This window comes from Rubneribacter sp. (assembly GCF_965361815.1).
Genome location: NZ_CBDTNW010000034.1, coordinates 1 through 19,534, shown reverse-complemented (window position 1 = coordinate 19,534; position 19,534 = coordinate 1). Strand labels below are relative to the sequence as shown.

At 61.0% G+C, this 19,534-nt stretch carries 19 protein-coding genes and 1 pseudogene; 15 read left to right on the top strand and 5 right to left on the bottom strand.

The window, feature by feature from the left end; genetic code table 11:
* Nucleotides 1-1,015 (top strand): annotated as a pseudogene (locus tag ACWKY3_RS02010) (glutamine synthetase type III); the annotation flags it as partial.
* 217 nt (nt 1,016-1,232) lie between these two features.
* Here ACWKY3_RS02010 and ACWKY3_RS02005 read toward each other — a convergent pair.
* Nucleotides 1,233-1,586, bottom strand: a complete 354-nt coding sequence (locus tag ACWKY3_RS02005; protein WP_449314758.1) for a DMT family transporter — start codon at nt 1,584-1,586, stop codon at nt 1,233-1,235.
* A 2-nt stretch (nt 1,587-1,588) separates the two neighbouring features.
* Complete coding sequence (locus tag ACWKY3_RS02000; protein ID WP_449314757.1) at nt 1,589-1,906, bottom strand: DMT family transporter; 318 nt, start codon at nt 1,904-1,906, stop codon at nt 1,589-1,591.
* A 136-nt stretch (nt 1,907-2,042) separates the two neighbouring features.
* Between ACWKY3_RS02000 and ACWKY3_RS01995 the strand changes: the two genes are divergently transcribed.
* The 9 genes from ACWKY3_RS01995 to ACWKY3_RS01955 all read left to right on the top strand — a co-directional run bounded on the left by ACWKY3_RS01995 (nt 2,043) and on the right by ACWKY3_RS01955 (nt 9,973).
* Nucleotides 2,043-2,984 (top strand): MerR family transcriptional regulator, encoded by a 942-nt coding sequence (locus tag ACWKY3_RS01995; RefSeq protein WP_449314756.1) that lies wholly within the window; start codon nt 2,043-2,045, stop codon nt 2,982-2,984.
* A gap of 269 nt (nt 2,985-3,253) precedes the next feature.
* The gene (locus ACWKY3_RS01990) at nt 3,254-4,177 is read left to right on the top strand and encodes a branched-chain amino acid transaminase (RefSeq protein WP_449314755.1); all 924 of its coding nucleotides are present in this window, start codon (nt 3,254-3,256) and stop codon (nt 4,175-4,177) included.
* 401 nt (nt 4,178-4,578) lie between these two features.
* A complete protein-coding gene (gene cimA, locus ACWKY3_RS01985) occupies nt 4,579-6,168 on the top strand; it encodes a citramalate synthase (protein ID WP_449314754.1) in 1,590 nt (529 codons plus the stop codon).
* Entirely contained in the window at nt 6,165-6,458 is a 294-nt protein-coding gene (locus ACWKY3_RS01980; protein WP_449314753.1) for a YerC/YecD family TrpR-related protein, read from the top strand. Before cimA ends, ACWKY3_RS01980 begins: the two co-directional genes overlap by 4 nt.
* Before the next feature lie 282 nt (nt 6,459-6,740).
* On the top strand, nt 6,741-7,829 hold the full coding sequence (locus tag ACWKY3_RS01975; RefSeq protein WP_449314752.1) for an NlpC/P60 family protein: 1,089 nt from the start codon (nt 6,741-6,743) through the stop codon (nt 7,827-7,829).
* A 9-nt stretch (nt 7,830-7,838) separates the two neighbouring features.
* Nucleotides 7,839-8,420, top strand: coding sequence for an NAD(P)H-dependent oxidoreductase (locus ACWKY3_RS01970; protein ID WP_449314751.1), 582 nt, complete (start codon nt 7,839-7,841; stop codon nt 8,418-8,420).
* On the top strand, nt 8,417-8,974 hold the full coding sequence (locus ACWKY3_RS01965) for a cysteine hydrolase family protein (RefSeq protein WP_449314750.1): 558 nt from the start codon (nt 8,417-8,419) through the stop codon (nt 8,972-8,974). The genes ACWKY3_RS01970 and ACWKY3_RS01965 overlap by 4 nt, the downstream gene beginning before the upstream one ends.
* Before the next feature lie 37 nt (nt 8,975-9,011).
* Nucleotides 9,012-9,575 (top strand): VanZ family protein, encoded by a 564-nt coding sequence (locus ACWKY3_RS01960; protein WP_449314749.1) that lies wholly within the window; start codon nt 9,012-9,014, stop codon nt 9,573-9,575.
* 158 nt (nt 9,576-9,733) lie between these two features.
* Entirely contained in the window at nt 9,734-9,973 is a 240-nt protein-coding gene (locus ACWKY3_RS01955) for a hypothetical protein (RefSeq protein ID WP_449314748.1), read from the top strand.
* 167 nt (nt 9,974-10,140) lie between these two features.
* On the opposite strand, the gene ACWKY3_RS01950 is transcribed toward ACWKY3_RS01955, so the two are convergent.
* The 3 genes from ACWKY3_RS01950 to ACWKY3_RS01940 form a co-directional block, all read right to left on the bottom strand.
* A complete protein-coding gene (locus ACWKY3_RS01950; protein WP_449314747.1) occupies nt 10,141-10,827 on the bottom strand; it encodes an NUDIX hydrolase in 687 nt (228 codons plus the stop codon).
* Between the two features lie 158 nt (nt 10,828-10,985).
* Nucleotides 10,986-11,735 (bottom strand): NAD-dependent protein deacylase, encoded by a 750-nt coding sequence (locus ACWKY3_RS01945; RefSeq protein WP_449314746.1) that lies wholly within the window; start codon nt 11,733-11,735, stop codon nt 10,986-10,988.
* A 730-nt stretch (nt 11,736-12,465) separates the two neighbouring features.
* Nucleotides 12,466-12,921 (bottom strand): Hsp20/alpha crystallin family protein, encoded by a 456-nt coding sequence (locus tag ACWKY3_RS01940; RefSeq protein ID WP_449314745.1) that lies wholly within the window; start codon nt 12,919-12,921, stop codon nt 12,466-12,468.
* Nucleotides 12,922-13,453: 532 nt separating this feature from the next.
* Here ACWKY3_RS01940 and ACWKY3_RS01935 point away from each other — a divergent pair.
* The 5 genes from ACWKY3_RS01935 to ACWKY3_RS01915 all read left to right on the top strand — a co-directional run.
* Complete coding sequence (locus ACWKY3_RS01935; RefSeq protein ID WP_449314744.1) at nt 13,454-13,978, top strand: metallophosphoesterase family protein; 525 nt, start codon at nt 13,454-13,456, stop codon at nt 13,976-13,978.
* A gap of 6 nt (nt 13,979-13,984) precedes the next feature.
* Nucleotides 13,985-14,776 carry a thermonuclease family protein gene (locus ACWKY3_RS01930; RefSeq protein WP_449314743.1) on the top strand — a complete coding sequence of 264 codons (792 nt, stop codon included), beginning with the start codon at nt 13,985-13,987 and terminating at the stop codon, nt 14,774-14,776.
* A 556-nt stretch (nt 14,777-15,332) separates the two neighbouring features.
* Complete coding sequence (hsdR, locus tag ACWKY3_RS01925) at nt 15,333-17,672, top strand: EcoAI/FtnUII family type I restriction enzme subunit R (protein ID WP_449314742.1); 2,340 nt, start codon at nt 15,333-15,335, stop codon at nt 17,670-17,672.
* Between the two features lie 15 nt (nt 17,673-17,687).
* Nucleotides 17,688-19,175, top strand: a complete 1,488-nt coding sequence (locus ACWKY3_RS01920; protein ID WP_449314741.1) for an N-6 DNA methylase — start codon at nt 17,688-17,690, stop codon at nt 19,173-19,175.
* 170 nt (nt 19,176-19,345) lie between these two features.
* Nucleotides 19,346-19,534 (top strand): hypothetical protein (locus ACWKY3_RS01915; RefSeq protein WP_449314740.1); only part of this gene is annotated, 189 nt, incomplete at its 3' end.

Below are 19,534 nucleotides of genomic sequence, written 5' to 3'. Positions count from 1 at the left end.
GGAGCTTCTGCGCATGTCGGTGGCCTCGGCGGGCAACGACCACCGCCTGGGCGCGAACGAGGCGCCGCCGGCCATCATCTCCATGTTCCTGGGCGACGAGCTGGGTGCGGTGGTGGACGCGCTCGTGGACGACCACGAGTACACGTGCGTGGAGAAAGTGTCCATGGACCTGGGCGTTCCCGAGTTGCCGAGCTTCCTCAAGGACACGACGGACCGCAACCGCACCTCGCCGTTCGCGTTCACGGGCAACAAGTTCGAGTTCCGCATGCCCGGCTCGGCGGTGAACCTGTCGGATTGCAACACCATCCTCAACACGGCCATGGCCAAGAGCCTGAAAGACTTCGCCGACGCTCTGGAAGGCGTGCCGGAGGGCGAGTTCGAGGCGGCCGCCGTCGCGTACGTCAAGCGGACGCTCAAGGCGCATGCGCGCATCATCTTCAACGGCGACGGCTACTCCGACGAATGGCAAAAGGAGGCCGCCCGCCGGGGGCTTGCCAACCACCGCACCACGGCCGACGCGCTGCCGTGCTTCGTGGAGCGCAAGAGCATCGAGCTTCTGGGACAGTTCGGCGTCATGTCCGAGGCGGAGGTGCGCAGCCGCTACGAGGTGAAGCTGGAGAAATACACCAAGCTGCTCAACATCGAGGCGCGCACCATGAAGCGCATGGTGCGCCGTGCGTTTCTGCCCGCCATCAACGCCTACGCCGCCGAGTTGGCGCAGGGAGTGGCGGCCATCAAGGCCGCCTGCGTCGGTGCGGAGACCACCCAGCAGGAGAAGCTGCTGCACACGCTGCTAGCGGGCGTGCGCGAGATAGACGACCAGCTGCAAAAGCTCGATACGATGCACCATGCGGCTCGCGACATCGCCGACGAGCAAAAGAAGGCGAACTACTACGCGCACGAGATCATCCCGGTCATGGACGATTTGCGCGCGGCCGTGGACGCCATGGAGATCCTCGTGGATCGCGATCACTGGCCGGTGCCCACGTACAACGACCTGCTGTTCTACGTGTAGCGGACAAGGCGGGGGCGCCAGGGTTCTGCGGTTTGGCGGGAGGCGGGCGCTTCCGGTGTCGTCAACGGTAAGGGATCCGGAAGTTTCGAATCCATTACCGTTGCGCTGCGTTCGGTCCGCGTGGAGGCCGGAAGATGTCGGAAAGCGCCGAAAACCCAGCGAGAAAGCGCGCGGATTGCGCGTAACGCCCGCTCCAACACGGCCGCGTGCTGCGCGCTCACGCCTCGGGGGCGCCTTTCGCCTCGCGGTCGCCTTGGTTGAGCAGCACCACGCCGCCCACAATGAGCGCAATGCCCACGCAGGTGGTCCAGCTGAAGGGATCGCCCCACGCCACGATGCCGATGGCGGCGGTCAGCACGGTGCCGATGCCGCCCCACACTCCGTACACCACGCCGAGCGGCAAGTGCTTGAGCGTGAAGGTGAGCATGCCGAACGACACGACGTACGCGACAACGGTCAGGACAGCGAACAGCGGCACCGTGAACCCTTCCGACAGCTTCATCATGGTGGTGCCGAACACCTCGAATGCAATGGAGACGCCCAGTTGGACGAACGGGTGGATACGGTCCATGGTCACACCCCCAGCTTCAGCAGGACCACGCCGGCGATGACGGCGATTATCCCGACGATCTTCTTTGCGTTGAACGGCTCCTTCCAAAACAGCGCGCCAACGACGGCGGTGAGCGCAATGCCCAGTCCGGTCCAAGCTGCGTACGTGAACCCGAGCGGCAGTTGCTCGAGCGTTTGAGCAATGAGGTAGAACGCGGCAAGATACCCTGCCGCCACGCCGATGAGGGGCGCCTTTTTCTCGAAGCCGTGGGATAGCTTCATCATGGAGTCGCCGAACACCTCGCACACTACGGCGACGGCGAGCATCAAATAGGGCGCCATGCAGATCACCTCCGTTGATTGCGGGCGTGCGGCCCGGCTGTTCGACGGCTTCCGAATATCTTGACTGCGCTGTGGTATCCTAAACTATCCTCTAAGGGGAGAGTCAAACAGAATCGCGGGGTTGTGGAGGAACGTTGTGCGCGGTGACTTGCTGTCGATAGGAGAGGTGTCGCACTTGAAGGGCGTTGGGGTGAAGGCGCTGCGCTACTACGAGCGCATCGGCGTGCTTCGTCCCGCGTACGTGAACCCGGAGACGGGTTATCGGTACTACGCCATGCGGCAGATGAACGAGCTGGACGTTGTCGTGTTCTGCGTCCAGCTGGGAGTTCCCCTCAAGGAGCTGGCCGGCTACCTGTCCGACGACGGTGTCATGAACACCGCGGCCCTGCTCGATCATGCCCGCGAGCTTGCCCAAGAGCGATTGCGCTCGACGCGCGCCCTCATCATGGAGCTGGAGGGATGCCGATCAGAGATCGCCGCCCAAGAGCATTGCCGCGCTCAGCGACCGCTGTACGAGCGCAACCTGGGCGGACGGTTGTTTTTCGGAGTTCCTTGGAGGACGGCCGGATTCGACGTGAAGCGCTACGCGAAAACGATGACCGAGCTGTACGGCAAAGTCAAAAGCTGCGGTTTGGTGCCGCTGTTCCTGCAGGGGATGGCTCGCTTTCCCAGCGCGGACCCTCAAGGGCCCAAGAGCGAAGGCGGCGGGCGAGGCAGCGGCTCGGACACGACGGCTGACGGGCGCGGCGGCTCAAGCGCGCTGGCCGGCGGGGGCGGTTGCCCGGACGCACTGGCCGGCGGGGGCGGCGGGCGTTGGTTCGCCGTGCTCGAGGCGGCGCCCCTTCCCGGCGAGGAGGAGCGCATCGCGTCGGCTTGCGTCAACGAAGTGCGTGCGATCACGCTCCCCGACCGGACGTACTGCGGCCAGCGTGTTGAGCGAGATGCTTTGGATCGCTGCTTTCGCGAGGCGTTCCGGCTTGCCGACGGGCATACGGCAGACGGCATCGTGCTTGCGATGGAAGTGTGGGATGCCGAGTTGCGCTCGGACAACGCCGTGATCGAGGTGCTGCGGGGATAGGAGCTTTGGAGGCGGCGCCGATGCTTTTCGCCACCGACGGCGAAAGGCGTCGCGGGAGGCTCGCCGCCGGCCCTCGGCCCAGACGCGACGGGCTTTCCGCGAGATCGCCGAAAACGCCCCTTGGGGTTTCGGTCTTTCCCTTCTGTCGCTTTCGTCGAAAAAACGGCAGTTCGCCGGAAACCCTTATGCGCTTTAGTCGATTGGAGTACAATAAGCGGGCGAATAGGACGGGAAACCGCACGTCAGAGGCCAGCGAGAAGGGACAACCAATGGCAGATATCACCGAAGTCGACTACATCTGGAAAAACGGGGAGCTCATCCCCTGGGCAGACGCCACCACGCACATTCTGTCCCACTCGCTGCACTACGGCTCCGGCGTGTTCGAGGGCATCCGCTGCTACCAGAACCCGGAGACGAAGAAAAGCTACGTGTTCCGCCTGCGTGACCACATGGAGCGCTTGCACCGCAGCTGCAAGATCGCCTGCATCGACCTGCCTTACACGGCAGACGAGTTGTGCGAAGCCACGCTCGAGGTCATTCGCGCGAACAAGCTTCCGTCGTGCTACATCCGCCCCATCGTGTACCGCGGCTACGGCGTGATGGGCGTGGACCCCACCGGCGCTCCCACCGACGTGGCCATCGCCTGCTGGCCGTGGGACACCTATCTGGGCGGCGACGCGCTGGAAAACGGTGTGTCCGTGGGCGTGTCGTCGTGGCGTCAGCGCTCCAACAACGCCATCCCGCCTGCGGTGAAGGCCACGGCGTCCTACATGAACTCCATTCTGGCGAAGCTCGAGGCCAAGGAGCATGGCTACGCCGAGGCCATCATGCTGAACGAGAACGGCCTGGTGTGCGAGGGCACGGGCGAGAACTTGTTCGTCGTGCGCGACGGCATTCTGTCCACGCCTCCGCTCTCCGACGGCCTGCTTGAGGGCATCACGCGCGACTCGGTGCTGTGCCTGGCCGATGACCTGGAGATCCCCGCCATCGAGGAAAGCCTCACGCGCGCCGACCTCTACATTGCCGACGAGGTGTTCATGACCGGCTCGGCCGCCGAGCTCACGCCCATCGGCAGCGTGGACGGCCGCGTGATCGGCAAGCCCGGCCCAGTCACACGTGCTTTGCAAGAGCGCTTCTTCGACGTGGCGTACGGCAAGGTGGACGAATACGCCGAGTGGCTGGCGGAGGTGTAGGGTTCCGTCGGCTTATCAGCCGCCGGACCCTCCCGACGCTGCGGGCCGCCGAGGCGCCCGGCCTTGCCGCTCCAAGCGCTCGTCGCGTTAGGGGTTCCGCCGGCCTGCCGGCCAGCGGAACCAGCCGACGCTGCGGGCCGCCGAGGCGCCCGGCCTTGTCGCTCCAAGCGCTCGTCGCGTACCACGGTACGCGTCCTCGCGCTTTCACGGCAATTCCGGGCACCTCGGCGGCCCTCACTGACTTACTACGCCAACCTGGGCGTCCTTATGTTCGCGCTGCGCGCGAATCGTCAACCTGGGGGTGCTCTCGTGCTTCGCGCGAATCGCGTGCGGCTGGTCGAGCGCCCACCAAACCTACCAGTTCAATCAAGTACCCCCTCCCGACAAGCAAAGGAGCATTTGTGGATCGCATCCTCACCTACGACAGCACGTTGCGCGACGGAGAGCAGTGCGAGGGCATCACGTTGTCGCTGGAGGACAAGCTGCGCATCGTGGAGCGGCTTGACGCGTTCGGCATCGACTTCATAGAGGGGGGATTCCCCGCGTCAAACCCCAAGGACATCGCGTTTTTCCAGCGCGTGCAAACGCTGCCGCTCAAACATGCCCGCATTGCGGCGTTCGGCTCCACGTGCAAGAAGGGCGTGGCGGCCGAGGAGGATCAAGGGCTTGCGGACCTTGTGGCCAGCGGGGCGCCGGTGGCCACCATCGTAGGCAAGACGTGGGATGCGCAGGTCACGCGCGCGCTTCTGACCACGCTTGACGAAAACTTGCGCATGATTGCCGATTCCGTGGCCTTTTTGAAGGCGCAGGGCCTGACCGTGGTGTTCGACGCCGAGCATTTTTTCGACGGCTACAAGGCGAACCCGGACTATGCGCTTGCCTGCGTGCGCGCGGCCAGCGAGGCCGGCGCGGACTCCATCGACCTGTGCGAAACGAACGGCGGCGCGCTGCCTCACGAGGTGGGCGAGATCACGGCCGCCGTGGCTGCGGCGTTGCCGGGGCAGCAGCTGGGCATCCACTGCCACAACGACTCGGGGTGCGCCGTGGCCAACACGCTGGCCGCTGTGCGCGCGGGGGCTGCGCAGGTGCAGGGCACGGTGAACGGCTTCGGCGAGCGCGTGGGCAACACCGATCTGCTCACCGTCATCGCCGACCTCGAGCTGAAGATGGGGCGCACCACGGTCGGGCCGCAGAACCTGCGCGAGCTTACGAGCGTGTCCCAGTTCGTGGCCGAGGCGTGCAACGTGTCGGTGCCCGCCCACCATCCCTACGCGGGCGCGTCGGCGTTCGCCCACAAAGGCGGCTTGCATGCCAGCGCCATCGCGCGCTTTCCCGAAGCCTACGAGCACACGCCGCCCGAAAGCGTGGGCAACACGCAGCGCATGTTGGTGAGCGAGCTTGCTGGCAAGGCGTCGCTTGTGGCAAAGGCGCGCGGTTTGGGTATAGACCTGGGCGCGCATGCCGACAAGACCCAGGCCATCCTCGACGACATCAAGCGCCGCGAAGCGGCCGGCTACTCCTACGAGACGGCCGACGGCTCGCTTGCGCTGCTGCTCCAGCGCCATCTGGGCGCGTACCGGCCGCACTTCACGCTGGAGAGCTTCCGCGTCATCGTGGACGACCGCGAGGACACGGGCGCGCTTGCCAAGGACGCTATGAGCGAGGCCACCATCAAGATCCACGTGGGCGGCGAGCGCTTCGTGGCCACGGGCGAGGGCGCGGGTCCGGTCGGTGCGCTCGACAACGCGCTGCGCATGGCCATCACCGCGTTTTATCCCCAGGTGGCGGACATGGAGCTGGTGGACTACAAGGTGCGCATCCTTGACGAGAACGTGGGCACCGATGCCATCACGCGCGTCGTCATCACCACGCGCGATAGGCATGGCAGCTGGGGCACCGTGGGCGTGTCCGAGAACATCATCGAGGCATCGTGGAACGCGCTGGTGGATTCCATCGAGTACGGGCTCATGAGGATTGGAGGGGGCCGATGAGCGAACTGCGGACGCCCGAGGTCGAGGACCTGCTGCAGGTATTCGCCACGCTTGACGACAAGGACGTGATCTTCTCGCTGCTGGAGGACCTGTTCACCATCCGCGAGATCAAGGAGACGTCGCAGCGGCTTGCCGTGGCGCGCCAGCTGGACGCCGGCAAGTCGTACGCGGCCATCGAGGAGGCTACGGGCGCCTCAGCCACCACTATCGCCCGCGTTTCGAAGTGCCTCTCTTACGGCACCGGCGGCTACAACGCCGCTTTGAACGCGCTCGACGACGCAAAGAGATAGGGCGGGTGCCGGATGCGACGCCCGCTTTCATGCGTGCCGCGGCGCGCCAAATGCGGCCATGAGGGGGTTCGCGCCGCTTCGTCGTTTCGTTCGAATCTGCGGGATCTTTGCCAAAAAATACCTTTCCCACCTGGCCCTACGAACAGGACGTGAAGATGGGCGGCGCTGTGTCGAAGCGTGGTATAGTGATGCGAAACCGTTGATTGACGCGGGCGCCCTTCGTTTCCGCAAAGGGAGGCGGACAGGCGGAGCGGGCGCCGCGCGTTGCAAGGAGGTTTTCGCATGACGAATTCCGCGCGCGGCATTGATCGCCGCACGTTTGTCGCGGGCGCTGCGGTCGTGGGCGCAGCCGCCCTGCTTCGCCCGGTTCGCGCTTGGGCCGAGCCCACGTCTGCCGAGAAGTTCGCCGAAGCTGATGCGGTCAGGGGTCGGATCACCTCCATGCAGGAGGAGCTTGCCCGCGCAGCCGAGGACTACTACAAGGCCCTCGACGAGCACGAGGCGGCCGTGCAGGCCGTCAAGGACGCCCAGCAGCGTATAGACGAAGCGAACGCGCAGCTTTCCAACCTTCAGGACAAGCTGGGAAAACGTGCGCGCAGCATGTACCGCAGCGGGCAGGCCACCTTCATCGACCTCATTTTGGGATCAACATCGTTCGACGAGCTGGTGACGAACTGGGACCTGCTGAACGACCTCAACGAGGACGACGCCGCGATGATCCAGCAGACGAAGGATCTGCGCGCGCAGATAGAAGCCGACAAGGTGGTCCTGGAGGAGCAGGAGCGCATCGCGGCCGACCGGGAGGACGAGGCGGCGCGCATCAAGGCCCAAGCCGAGGAGACCATCGTCACTTTGGAGGCGACGCTCGAACAACTGGATGCCGAGGCGCAGGAGCTTTTGGCCAAAGAGCAGGAGGAGCAGCGCGCGGCGGAGGCCGCTGCGGCAGCTGCCCAGGTCAGGCGGACGTACGCCTACAGCAGCGGGTCGGCGGCCGCGGCCATTCCCTCGCAGGGCTCGGTGGTGGACTACGCGCTCTCGCGCATCGGCTGCCCCTATGTGTGGGGCGCGGCGGGGCCTGACGCCTTCGATTGCTCGGGGCTGGTGCGCTGGGCGTATCTGCAGGTGGGGATGTCGGTTCCCCATCAGACGGAGGCGCTGTACTACGCGGCTTCCGCGCGGCTTCCCGTGTCGGAGGCCCAGCCGGGCGACGTGCTGTGGATCAGCTACGGCGACGGCTACAACGGCCATGTGGGCATCGCCTGCAACGCCGGCGGCACGCATTACGTGCACGCGCCCACCTTTGGCGCCTACGTGCGCGACACCGACCCGCTCAGCTGGGCCGGGTTCACCCACGCTTTGCGGTTCTCGTAAGGAGGAGTTATGACCACGCTGTTCGTGAACGCCTGCATGCGAGGCGAGGAATCCCGCACGCTCGCCTTGTGCCGCGAGTACCTTGCGGGCAAACAGGACGTCGTCGAGGTGGACTTGGCGAAGCTGCGGCTCGCCCCGTTCGACGCGGAGATGGTGGCGCATCGGACGGAAAAGCAGCTCGCGGGCGAGTGGGACGACCCCGTGTTCGCGCTGTCGCGGCAGTTTGCCCAGGCGGACGACATCGTGGTGGGCGCGCCGTACTGGGATCTGTCGTTCCCGGCCGCGCTCAAGATATACCTCGAGCACGTGAGCGTGTGCGAGTCCACCTTCCACTACACCGAAGACGCCCGATGCGAGGGCCTGTGCCGCGCGCAGCGCCTCACCTACATCACCACGTGCGGCGGACGCGTGGAGGGGGCCAACTTCGGCTACGAGTATTTGTGCGGCATCGCGAAGATGTTCGGCATCCCTCAGACGCGTTTCGTGGCGGCCGAGGATCTGGACGTGGTGGGCGTTGACGTGGAGGCCCAGATGGACAAAGCGCGCGCCCAGTTGGCGGCGCTGCGGGCAGCGGAGGGGGAGCGGCGATGAAGCGTTTGCTGGTGGTGGTGGACTTCCAGAAGGATTTCGTGGACGGGGCCTTGGGGTTTGCCGGAGCGGAAGCGCTGGAGGGGCCCATCGCGGACAAGATAGCCGCCTACCGCGAGCGTGGCGACGAGGTGGTGTTCACTCTGGACACGCACGAGCGCGGCTACCTGGAAACGCAGGAGGGCCGCTTGCTGCCGGTCGAGCATTGCATGCGCGGCACGGACGGGCATGCCCTGTACGGGACGGTCGCGGACGCCGTGCGCGCGTCGGACGAGGTGTTCGACAAGCCTGCGTTCGGGTCGGCGGGCCTGTTCGACTGGCTGCGCACGGCCCAGCGCGCCGCCGACGAGCTGGGCGCGCGTCCGTTCGAGAGCATAGAGCTGGTGGGCCTGGTGTCCAACATCTGCGTGATCTCCAATGCCGTGCTGGCCAAGACGGCTTGCCCGGAGGTGCCTATCATCGTGGATGCCGCCTGCACGGCCTCGTTCGACGGCGCGCTCAACGAGAAGGCGCTCGACGTGATGGAGGGCCTGCAGATGCAGGTGGTCAACCGCTGATGGCGGCCGAGCACGCAAACGAGCCGGGCGGGCGCTGATGGCAGCCGGGCAGGCGAGCGGGCCGCGTCAAGCGCACCGGTCGGGCCAGCCGCGTCAAGCGCGCCGGCCGCAAGAGTCGCACCGTCCGCGTTGGTTCGTGGCGGCAAGCTGGGCGCTCGTGGCTGCGTGGGCGTGCTTCATCTTTTACGCGTCGTCGAACACCGGCGCCGACCTCAACGAGGGGACGGGCCTGTTCTCCCTGGTCTATCAGGCGCTCAAGGACGCTCAGGCGCAGATTTTGGGACCCGATGCCGACGCGATCAACTCCATCGCGCACTTCTGCGAGTACGCGCTGTTCGGCGCGCTGTGGACCAACGCCCTGCGCTGCCATCTGCCGCTTTCGCGTGCTGTTCTGGTGGCTATTGCCTGCGCCAGCCTCTACGGCGTCACCGACGAGCTGCATCAGCTGTTCGTTCCCGACCGCGCCTGCGACCCTGTGGATTGGCTGGTGGACACCGCCGGCGCTGCTTTGGGCGCCCTCTTAGCTAGCCACATCCTCCGCCGCCGCATGCAGCAAATCACCTCTTCAAATCTATTCTTGAGTGTGTCAATAATTGTATAGTCAATGGATAAATAATTATCATTTTAATTATTAATTTTTGTCAGGTGCTCGTTGATAAGGTATCTGACAGAGAGCAACAGTGCTTACGTCCCGCATGGTATAGTAAGAATTGGGTTGCTTGAACAGTGCTTGAAAGGTTGAGAAGGGGGCGTGTGGGAGTGAGGCAGAAGGATATACAGGCTGATTCCATGCGTCGACTGGAGGCTATGAAACGGGCGCTCAGCTATCGAGAGGAATACTATGCCGCCAAAGAGTGGGAGCATAGCATTCCGTATAAAAAGGTATCTCAGGAAGATCATGAAGCGACACTAGCCTATCAAATTGAAAAAGACCGCCAGTTACTTGAAGATGCTCTTGCCGAACGGTTTATATTAAAAACGGTGCATCGTAATCATTGAATTATTGATGAGGCCTATCATATTTCGGTTAATACCCTTGAAAACGTGCAATTGAGAGATGCGCTCTACCCCTAAAAACGTGCAATTGAGGGGTGTGCTCTACTCGTAAAAACGTGTAGTTTCGGAGTTTTGTCCTCATGAAAGCGCGTAACCCGGCTACGTTGACTTTACCGTCGGCGGGCGAAGGCTTCGAGGATGAGTTGGGCACGGGTGCCGATGGGGGTTGTGTTTTCGGCGAGGAAGCGGGGGACGTCGTCGATAGGCAGCAGGAAGGGTTCGATGAGTTCGTTGGGTTCCGGTTGTGCGTCAGCTACGTGTTCCACCTGGGCGAATACGACGTGCACCGTCTCGTCGGTGAGGCCGGTTGACGAGTAGCCCGCCTGCGGCAGCGGTTCAAGTGTTGGCGCGCCTTCAAGGTCGGCTTCCGCACGCAGGGCGTAGCCTGTTTCCTCGCGCAGTTCGCGGTTCACGCAAGAGGCGAGGCTTTCGTCCGGCTCTTTAAGCCCAGCAGGAAACGCGATGCACCAGCTGTTGAGCGGGTAACGAAATTCGCGGATGAGCAGCAATTTTCCGTCGACAGTCTGCGGCACAATGCACACAGCGTCGGCGGTGGGTTGTTCGCCACGCGCGTTGCCCTCGAGCTCGGTGCGGTAGGCGTCGATGCTCTTGCGCGAGGCGCTTTCGTATGTGTGGGTTGAGCCGTCGGGCATGGTGTAGGTGAGGAGGTACTTCTTGATCCACCCGTCGGACACCTGGCGGATGTCGGCAAGTTGGGGCGTGGCGATTGCGGGTGCGGCGGTTGCGGGTGCGGCGGGCGCAGATGCGGCGGTTTTGGGCGAAGCGGTTTCGGACATGAGGGCTCCTATTCTTGGGTTTGGTGCAAGCGCGATGCAAGCGTTCCACGTTGCAGTTGTGGGCGCAACGCGAATCTGATGCGCTGCGGATGCGGATACGGGTGCGGGCGAAATGCGACCGAATGTTTCACGTGAAACATTTGTTTGCCGCACGAGCGCTAGAAGTCGAACACTTTGCCGACGTCGGCCGCTATGCAGAGGTTTGCTTGCCGGTCGCGCGGGGTGGGGGTGCGGTTCACGATGACCAGGTGGCGGCCCTGGAACAAGTCGATGAGCCCGGCGGCGGGATAGACGGCAAGCGACGTGCCCGCAATCACCAGCAGGTCGGCCTGGGCGATGGCGGCGGTGGCCGCGTTGAGCGTGCGTTCGTCGAGCGGTTCCTCGTACAGCACGACGTCAGGCTTCACGATAGCGCCGCACGCGGGGCAGCGCGGCACTCCGTCGGCAGCCTTGGCGCGCAGCTCGAGCAGTCTCTCCACCGGATAGGGCGCGCCGCAGCCCATGCAGAAGTTGCGCAGCACGCTGCCGTGCAGCTCAAGCACGTTTCGGCTGCCGGCCTTCTGATGCAGGCCGTCGATGTTCTGGGTGATCACGGCGCTGAGCGTGCCAGCTTGTTCGAGTTCGGCAAGCTTGCGATGCGCGCGGTTCGGTTGCGCCTCAAGCGCGATCATACGGTCGCAGTAGAAGTCGAAAAACGCGTCCGGGTGCGCGTCGAAGAAGCTGCGCGACACCATCTGCTCGGGCGGGTAGGGGTACTTCTGCGCGTAGAGGCCGTTGGCGCTGCGGAAATCCGGGATGCCGCTTTCGGTGGAAACGCCCGCGCCGCCGAAGAACACCATGCCGCCGCGCGGTGCGTCGGCCACCCATTTGTGGAACGTCCAGATCATGCGTGCTGTCGTGTCGTCCATGCGCGCCCCCCGTCCGTCTTTCTGCCTGCTCCCTGCCGGTTTGCCTGTTGCGTGCACCATCATACTCCAAAGGCGCGTGCAGAGGGGAGTGCCGCCGCGCGTTTCCTCAGATCGGACGCGGGTTTGCGCCAGCCCGCGCACGAAAAACGCAAGGAACAAATGTTTCACGTGAAACATCGGGCGGGTGGGGAGGTGGGCGTGGCGAAGGGAGATGGTTGGTGCGGCCGCGCATTGGCACAATGGGGAACAAATGTTTCACGTGAAACATTGAGCGAAGGGAGCAGGTGGGAGGGGTGGGTGGGGGATGGGGTGCGGCGAGGGGGGATCGAGCGGCGTCGCCATGCGTCGGCAAAACGATGAACAAATGTTTCACGTGAAACATTCGGCCGCAAAGCAGGAGCAGCCGAGGGAAGGGGTTGCGAAGCGGGAGCTGCCGAAGGAATGGGTTGTGAGGCGGGAGCAGCCGAGGGGAGGGGTTGCGTAACGGGATTTCGTGAGGATAGGTTGCGAGTGCGCGCTCGGTGCCGGGCGGGCTTTCGCAGAGGTCGTGCGCGTGGCCGCGCATGGGGACGCGCCGGGGGGCTTGCGCATAGGGGGGCTGCGAAAGCTGCGCGTGGGTGGGCCATATGCGGAGGATGCGCGCGGATGGCGCTGCGATCTGCGGCAGAACGTGCGAAAGCGGCCGATCGGCCGCTTTCGCACTGAGAGGAGGGGAGTAAATGGAGGGGGGTTAGCCCTCGATGGAGATGGTTTTCTTCTCTTCGAGCTTGGGCTGCTCCTGCTTCTTCGGCACGGCGATCCTCAGCACGCCGTCCTCGAACTTCGCGCGGATGTCGTCTTCCTCGATGTCGTCGCCCACGTAGAACGTGCGGCTGCACTTCCCGCTGAAGCGCTCCTTGCGGACGTAGGTGCCCTTCTCGTCCTTGTCCTCGGTCTCGCTCTGCGTCTGCGCGGCGATAGTGAGGTAGCCGTCCTTGAGTTCGGCCTGCACATCGTCCTTTTTGAAGCCGGGCAGGTCGATGGTCAGCTCAAAGCCTGCGTCCGTCTCCTTGATGTCGGTGCGCATAAGCGTGGGCGACATCTTCTGGGCCGGCGCGGACGCCATGTCGAAGAACGCGTCGAACGGGTCGCTCATCAGCTCGCTCAGCAGGTTGCGGCTTCTGCGCATAGGTACCATCATGGCCATAGCAATCATCTCCTAATCGTGCGTGGGACTGAAAAAATCTTAGTCTCACTCTGTGCGGTTTTCTCTGTACATGCCTGTTATAAATCGTTGTGTTAGCACTGTCAAGTTGAGAGTGCTAAAAGTTACGGTTTCGTCAATTACGGCATGTGGACGATCATACGCTGTCGATCCGCGCGCGCAGCGCCGCTGTGGCAACGGGGGCCGAGCCGGCATGCGCCTGGCACATGCTCGTTACGGAAGCCTGCAGCTGATGCGCGCGACGAGTTTTCCGGTTCATGATCGCTTACGGCGCCCCAAAACCGCCAAGACGGATGCGAGTTGCCCGGAGAAAGCGCGAAGGCGCACCATGGAGGCCGAGGGTCGCCATTCGTCTTGAAGGACGGTGCGCTTTGCAGCGGGCGACGTTGAGCGCAAAGGCGCTCTGCCGCTGCGGCATCTGCGGATAGCCTATACTGTACGAGTTCGGGCGGCGCACGGGCGCACGCGGCGCAGGACGCGGGAAGGACGCGGGAAGGACGCGGGAAGGACGCACATGACCATCATCGGCATCATATCCGACACGCACGGACGGCTTTCCGACGAGGCACTTGCCGCTTTGGCCGACGTTGACCGCATCATCCATGCGGGCGACATCGGCGGACCCGACGTGCTGTGCGCGCTCGAAGCGCTTGCGCCAACGACAGCCGTGCTCGGCAACAACGACTTCGACGAATACGGCAGCCGCGTGGGGCGCTTCGCGCATCCGGTTATCGACGGCGTGCGCTTTCTGGTGGCGCACTACCCGCGCGACGTGCGGATAGGGTTCAACGGGTGCGCGGGCCTGGCGGCGGGCGATCCCATTCCGCAGGTGTGCGTGCACGGACACACGCACGTGCCCGAGCTGCTGACGGGCGTCGAGGCTCGGCCTGCGGACTACGTCCTGTGCCCCGGTGCGGCGTTTCGCCCGCGTGGAGGTTTTCCGCGCTGCATCGCCCGCATGGAGGTGGAGGCCGGCCGCGTGCTGGGTGTGCGCGTGACCTCGCTTGATGGCGCTGTGCTCATGAGCGCGGGGGAGTAGGCGCCTGTGGCGAAGAGCGATCTGGGATCGATTCTGCGGCAGGAGGGCGTGCGCCGCGTCGTTCGCGCGGCGGCGAAGTCGCTGGGGAAGAAAGGTCCGGGAGGCCGCGTGGCGGCCGTGCTTGCGATTGCGGTGCTGGCCGCAGTTGCGTGGGCCGGCTCGCAGGCGGCGACGTCGGGGGAAGGGGAGCTTTCAGGGGCGAATGCCGTCATCGGTGCAAAAGCGCAGTCTTCGCCGGCCTCGGAGGGTTCTTTCGTTGTGTCGGACGCGGCTCGTGCGGCGGCTGCCGAGGACGCGGCCCGCAGCACGGCCGAGCAGGCGGCCCGCCTTGACCCTGCGACGTTCGACCAGGTGACCGTGCGCCACGTGGTGGACGGCGACACGCTGGCGGTGACCATGCCGGATGGCGAGCATGTTTCGGTGCGCCTGATAGGCATCGACACGCCTGAAAGCGTGGCGCCGCAGGAAGAGCGCAACTGCGAGGAGGGCGTGCTGGCGTCCGACCACATGAAGAGCCTGGTGACAGAGGGGGACACGCTGTGGTTGCAGTACGACACCAGCCGCACCGACCGCTACGACCGCCCGCTCGCGTACGTGTGGCGAGCTCTTCCCGCACATGCCCAGGAGGCCGACGACCCGGCCTTCATCGCGCGCAACATGCTGAACGCCGTCCAGGTGATCGACGGCTACGGCCAGGCGAAAACCTATCGGCCCGACACCTACCACGACGGCCTGTTCGCCCAGTGGGGCGCCGAGGCCCTTGCCGAAGGCCGCGGTGTGACGCACAAGTGGGCGTAGGGCGGAGCTGGCGCGCTGGCTCGGCGTGGATTGCGGCGAACCAGGGCAGACGCTCGCTCGGTTGGAGGGCGCTCGGCCCGAGATCCGGTGAACGCGAGCTTGTGCCGACAATGATTCAACAGGGAGATGGGCGGCTGCCAGGAATTCACCAGATTGCTGTCGGGCCGCTGCCGGAACGACGGCGGCCCGGGAAAGGCCAAGGCTTCTGCCGCCGCGCTCAAATGCGGCTACCGTGTCGCCTATGAGCTGCATTTGATCCGTCGTGCGAACAGGAGCTTCTCCGAATATTGGGGTAAAAGGGTTTTTCTGATGGGGTATGGCAGCCTCGCCTCGCTTCGCAACGATGCGTTCGGCCTACGCTTGGGTTCTTCGAACTCCTTGATTCCTTTCAAAAATGGATACGACGCTTGCATTGTGAAGCTGCCCAAACACCCGAGGCGTGGATGGTCTTGGTCATTCATCCGCTCGCATATGGTCTGCTGCATGCGTCTCTATCGTGGTAGACTTAAACTCTCATTACGAGGCTGCTTGCTATAGAGGTTATGAGGAGGGCAAGGTGAACGAGTCGGACGCGCGCCTTAAACTCATTGATCCAGCGCTTAAAAAGAACTGGGATCCTGCAAAACAGATTTTCACTGAGTATTACTTCACTGACGGTGAAATTGTTGTGCGTGGTCGTCTTACTACGCGCAAAAAGCCCAAAAAAGCGGACTACCTTCTCATGTATGCACCTGAACTCCCACTTGCCATTGTTGAGGCCAAGGGTACCGAGAAATCGATGCATGCTGGCCTTCAGCAGGCTATGGAATATGCCGAGGCTCTTGATGTTCCCTTCGCCTACAGCACAAACGGCAAGGGATTCGTGGAGCATGACTTCATCACGGGCAAAGAATGCACGTTTTCCATGGATGAGTTTCCTGCGCCCGAAGAGCTATGGGCACGCTATCGCAAAGGCAAGGCTTTGGAAGGCGAATATCCTGAGCTTGTTATGTCCGCCCCCTATTACAAAGAGTATGGTGGAAATTCTCCACGTTACTACCAACGTATTGCAGTCAATCGAACGCTTGAAGCTATCGCCCGGGGCAAAGATCGTATCTTACTTGTTATGGCTACAGGGACGGGCAAGACCTACACCGCGTTCCAGATAGTCCACCGCCTTCGTGAGATTGGCATTGCTGGACGTATTCTCTATCTTGCTGACCGCAACGTCCTCGTTGATCAGACTATTGCAGGGGACTTCAAGCCACTCGAGAAAGTTACGACTAAAGTGTCAGGTCGTAAACTCGATTCTGCCTATCAGGTTTACTTCTCTCTCTATCAACAGCTTGTGGGCGAGAATGGTGAAGAAATCTTCCGTGAGTTCAATCGTGAGTTTTTCGATCTTATTATCGTAGACGAATGCCATCGTGGGAGTGCCGCTAAGGACTCCACCTGGCGCAAGATCCTTTCATATTTCAATGAGGCTATCCAAATTGGGATGACGGCCACACCTAAGGAAACCAAGGATGTTTCCAATATCGACTATTTTGGTGAGCCTGTGTACACCTACTCACTCAAGCAAGGAATAGAGGACGGATTCCTTGCACCCTATAAAGTCGTGCGTGTGAAAACCAATGTGGATGTTTACGGCTGGCGCCCTCAGAGCGGAACCGTTGATGACAATGGCAAAGAAGTTGCCGATCGTGTTTACGAAAAACAGGACTTCGATAGGGAACTTGTCATCAGGGAACGCACTGAGGAGGTGGCACGGAAAATTACTCAGTTTCTCAAGGAAACTGATCGTTACGCTAAAACAATTGTATTCTGTGTCGATGTCCCCCATGCTCATCGTATGAGGCAGGCTCTTGTAAACGAGAACGCTGATATCATGGCCGAACATCCCACGTATGTCATGAACATTACTGGCGACGATGGTGAAGGTAAAGCGCAGCTTGATAATTTCATGGATCCTGACGAAAAATATCCTGCCATCGTCACCACGTCAAAGTTGCTCACCACGGGTGTCAACTGCAAAACCTGTAAGGTTATTGTGCTTGACAATCTCTTTGGCGAGCAAGGTATGACAGAGTTTAAGCAAATTATCGGGCGCGGTACGCGCATTTACGAAGCGTATAATAAACTTTACTTCACCATTCTCGACTTCCGGGATGCTTCGCGCCTTTTTGCCGATCCCTCTTTCGATGGCGAGCCTGTACAAATCTACGAACCAGCACCCAATGGTCCCATGGAGCCTGATCCTGACGAACCCGACTCACCGCCCGACGTTACGCCGATACCCAATCCTCCTCAGTGGCCGGATGACCCGACCGATCCGGATGATCCTGCGACAAAACGCGTGAAATACTATGTTCATGGTGTAGAGGTTCACATAGTGTCGGAGCGTGTTGAATACTATTCAAGCACAGGCGAACTCGTTACCGAGAGTCTCAAAGATTACACGCGTAAGAATATTTTGAGTGAGTATGACACGCTCGATCATTTTCTTGTTGCCTGGAAGGCTGAAGATCGCAAGCAAACCATCATTGATGAGTTGGAGGAGCGAGGTGTATTCCTTGAAGAATTGCGGCGAGAATCCGGTCAAGATCAGATGAGTGATTTCGATCTCATTTGCCATATTGCTTATGACCAAAAGCCGCTTACTCGTTCAGAACGAGCAAATAATGTCAAGAAAAAAGGCTACCTCTATGAGTACGCCGGTGTTGCCCGTGAGGTACTCGAGACACTGCTCGACAAGTACGCCAGTACGAATATTGTTGATCTCGACGACACACGCGTTCTCAAGCTCGCCGAGTTTCGTCGCTTCGGTAATCCCATGAAGATAGTTGAGGCTTTCGGCGGCAAGCAGGAGTATCTTCGTGCTGCGAAAGCTCTCGAAGATGCTCTTTATGTTGCATAAAGGAGAGAAATACGCATGGCGCTCGGAAATTTGGTCAAAACGTTGCAGAATATTATGCGTAAAGATGCCGGAATAAACGGTGATGCTCAGCGCATCGAGCAGATGACCTGGCTCTTCTTCCTTAAAATCTACGATGCCAAGGAGAGGGAATGGGAATTTGATAACGATGAGTATGTTTCTGTTGTTCCCGAGCGCCTGCGCTGGCGCAACTGGGCACACGACAATAAAGATGGTAAAGCTCTGACGGGCGACGACTTGTTGAATTTTGTGGACAATAACCAAGATGGCCTTTTTAAGAGCTTGCGTGAACTTGAAATTACACCGAATGCTCCACTCTCTCAGATTGTTCTCAAAGCGGCTTTTGTCGACGCTAACAACTATATGAAAGATGGCGTTTTGTTGCGTCAGGTAGTGAATACTATTGACGAGGCGGTTGACTTTACGGAGTACAAAGAGCGTCATGCTTTCGGTGAAATCTATGAGACAATTCTGAAAGATCTTCAGTCGGCTGGCAACGCGGGCGAGTTCTACACACCCCGCTCTGTCACTGACTTCATGGCCGAGATGCTGAACCCTCAGCTTGGCGAGTCTGTGGCGGATTTTGCCTGCGGGACAGGCGGTTTTCTCACGAGTGCCCTCAAACTTCTCGATGCTCAGATCAAAACTCCGGCCGATCGCGAGCTTTACTCAAAATCCGTTTACGGTATAGAGAAAAAGCAATTACCCTATTTGCTTTGTGTCACTAACATGCTGCTTCACGACATTGATAATCCCCGTCTATTCCACGCTAACTCTCTTGAGCATGACGTGCGCGACTGGAAACACAAAGCCGACGGACAATTCGACGTCGTTCTTATGAATCCACCCTATGGGGGTTCTGAGCTTGCGAGCATTCAAAGCAATTTTCCGACAGCGTTGCGTTCGTCTGAAACAGCCGACCTTTTCCTTGCGCTTATTCTCTATCGGCTCAAGCGCGGTGGTCGCGCAGCGGTCATTATTCCGGATGGCTTCCTCTTCGGCTCCGATAGCGCCAAGATCGAGATCAAGCGTCGCTTAGTGGAGGATATGAATCTCCACACAGTTGTGCGTATGCCACAGAGCGTTTTCGCGCCCTACACTTCTATTACGACAAATATTCTGTTCTTTGAGAACAGAGGTAAGTCGGAAGGCGTATGGTTCTATCGCATGGATATGCCGCAAGGCTACAAACATTTTTCTAAGACCAAGCCTATTCGTGGTGAACATTTTGATTCCGTACGCGCATGGTGGACCAATCGTGTGGAGGTTATTGAGAACGGCAATCCGAAGGTGAAGTTCTACACCTCTGAGGAACTGAGAGACAACGGGTACAACCTCGATCTTTGTGGGTATCCGCATGAGGAGGAAGAAGTGCTGCCTCCGGATGAACTCATTCGCAACTACCGTACTGAGCGAGCAAGGCTTGATGCGGAAATTGATGCTAAGCTCACACAGATCTGCGAGATTCTGGGGATTGAAGGGTAAGGCTGACGCGAACAGGTTGCTGCGATGTCATCGCAGCAATTCGGAACGGATGAATTGTGCAGGCGATGTCTGCACAATGCCAATAGGTGATTTTGCCAACAGCGTTGACAAAATCTTGCGGGTGGATTTTGTCAACGATATTGAGGAAAACTGACAGCAGGGAAGCATCTATGACCGAAGAAGGAAAAGCCTTGGACAAGGCGAATATTCTGGGCGAGACGGACAAACTTGCAGGGCAGGTGGGTGCCGAGCTGGTTGGCGGCGAATTCTATGCGCATATTAGGGGCATCCTCGAACAGGCTCGTCAGCGGGTCTACAAGACGGCCAACACCCAGATGTTGCATGTCTACTGTAAAATA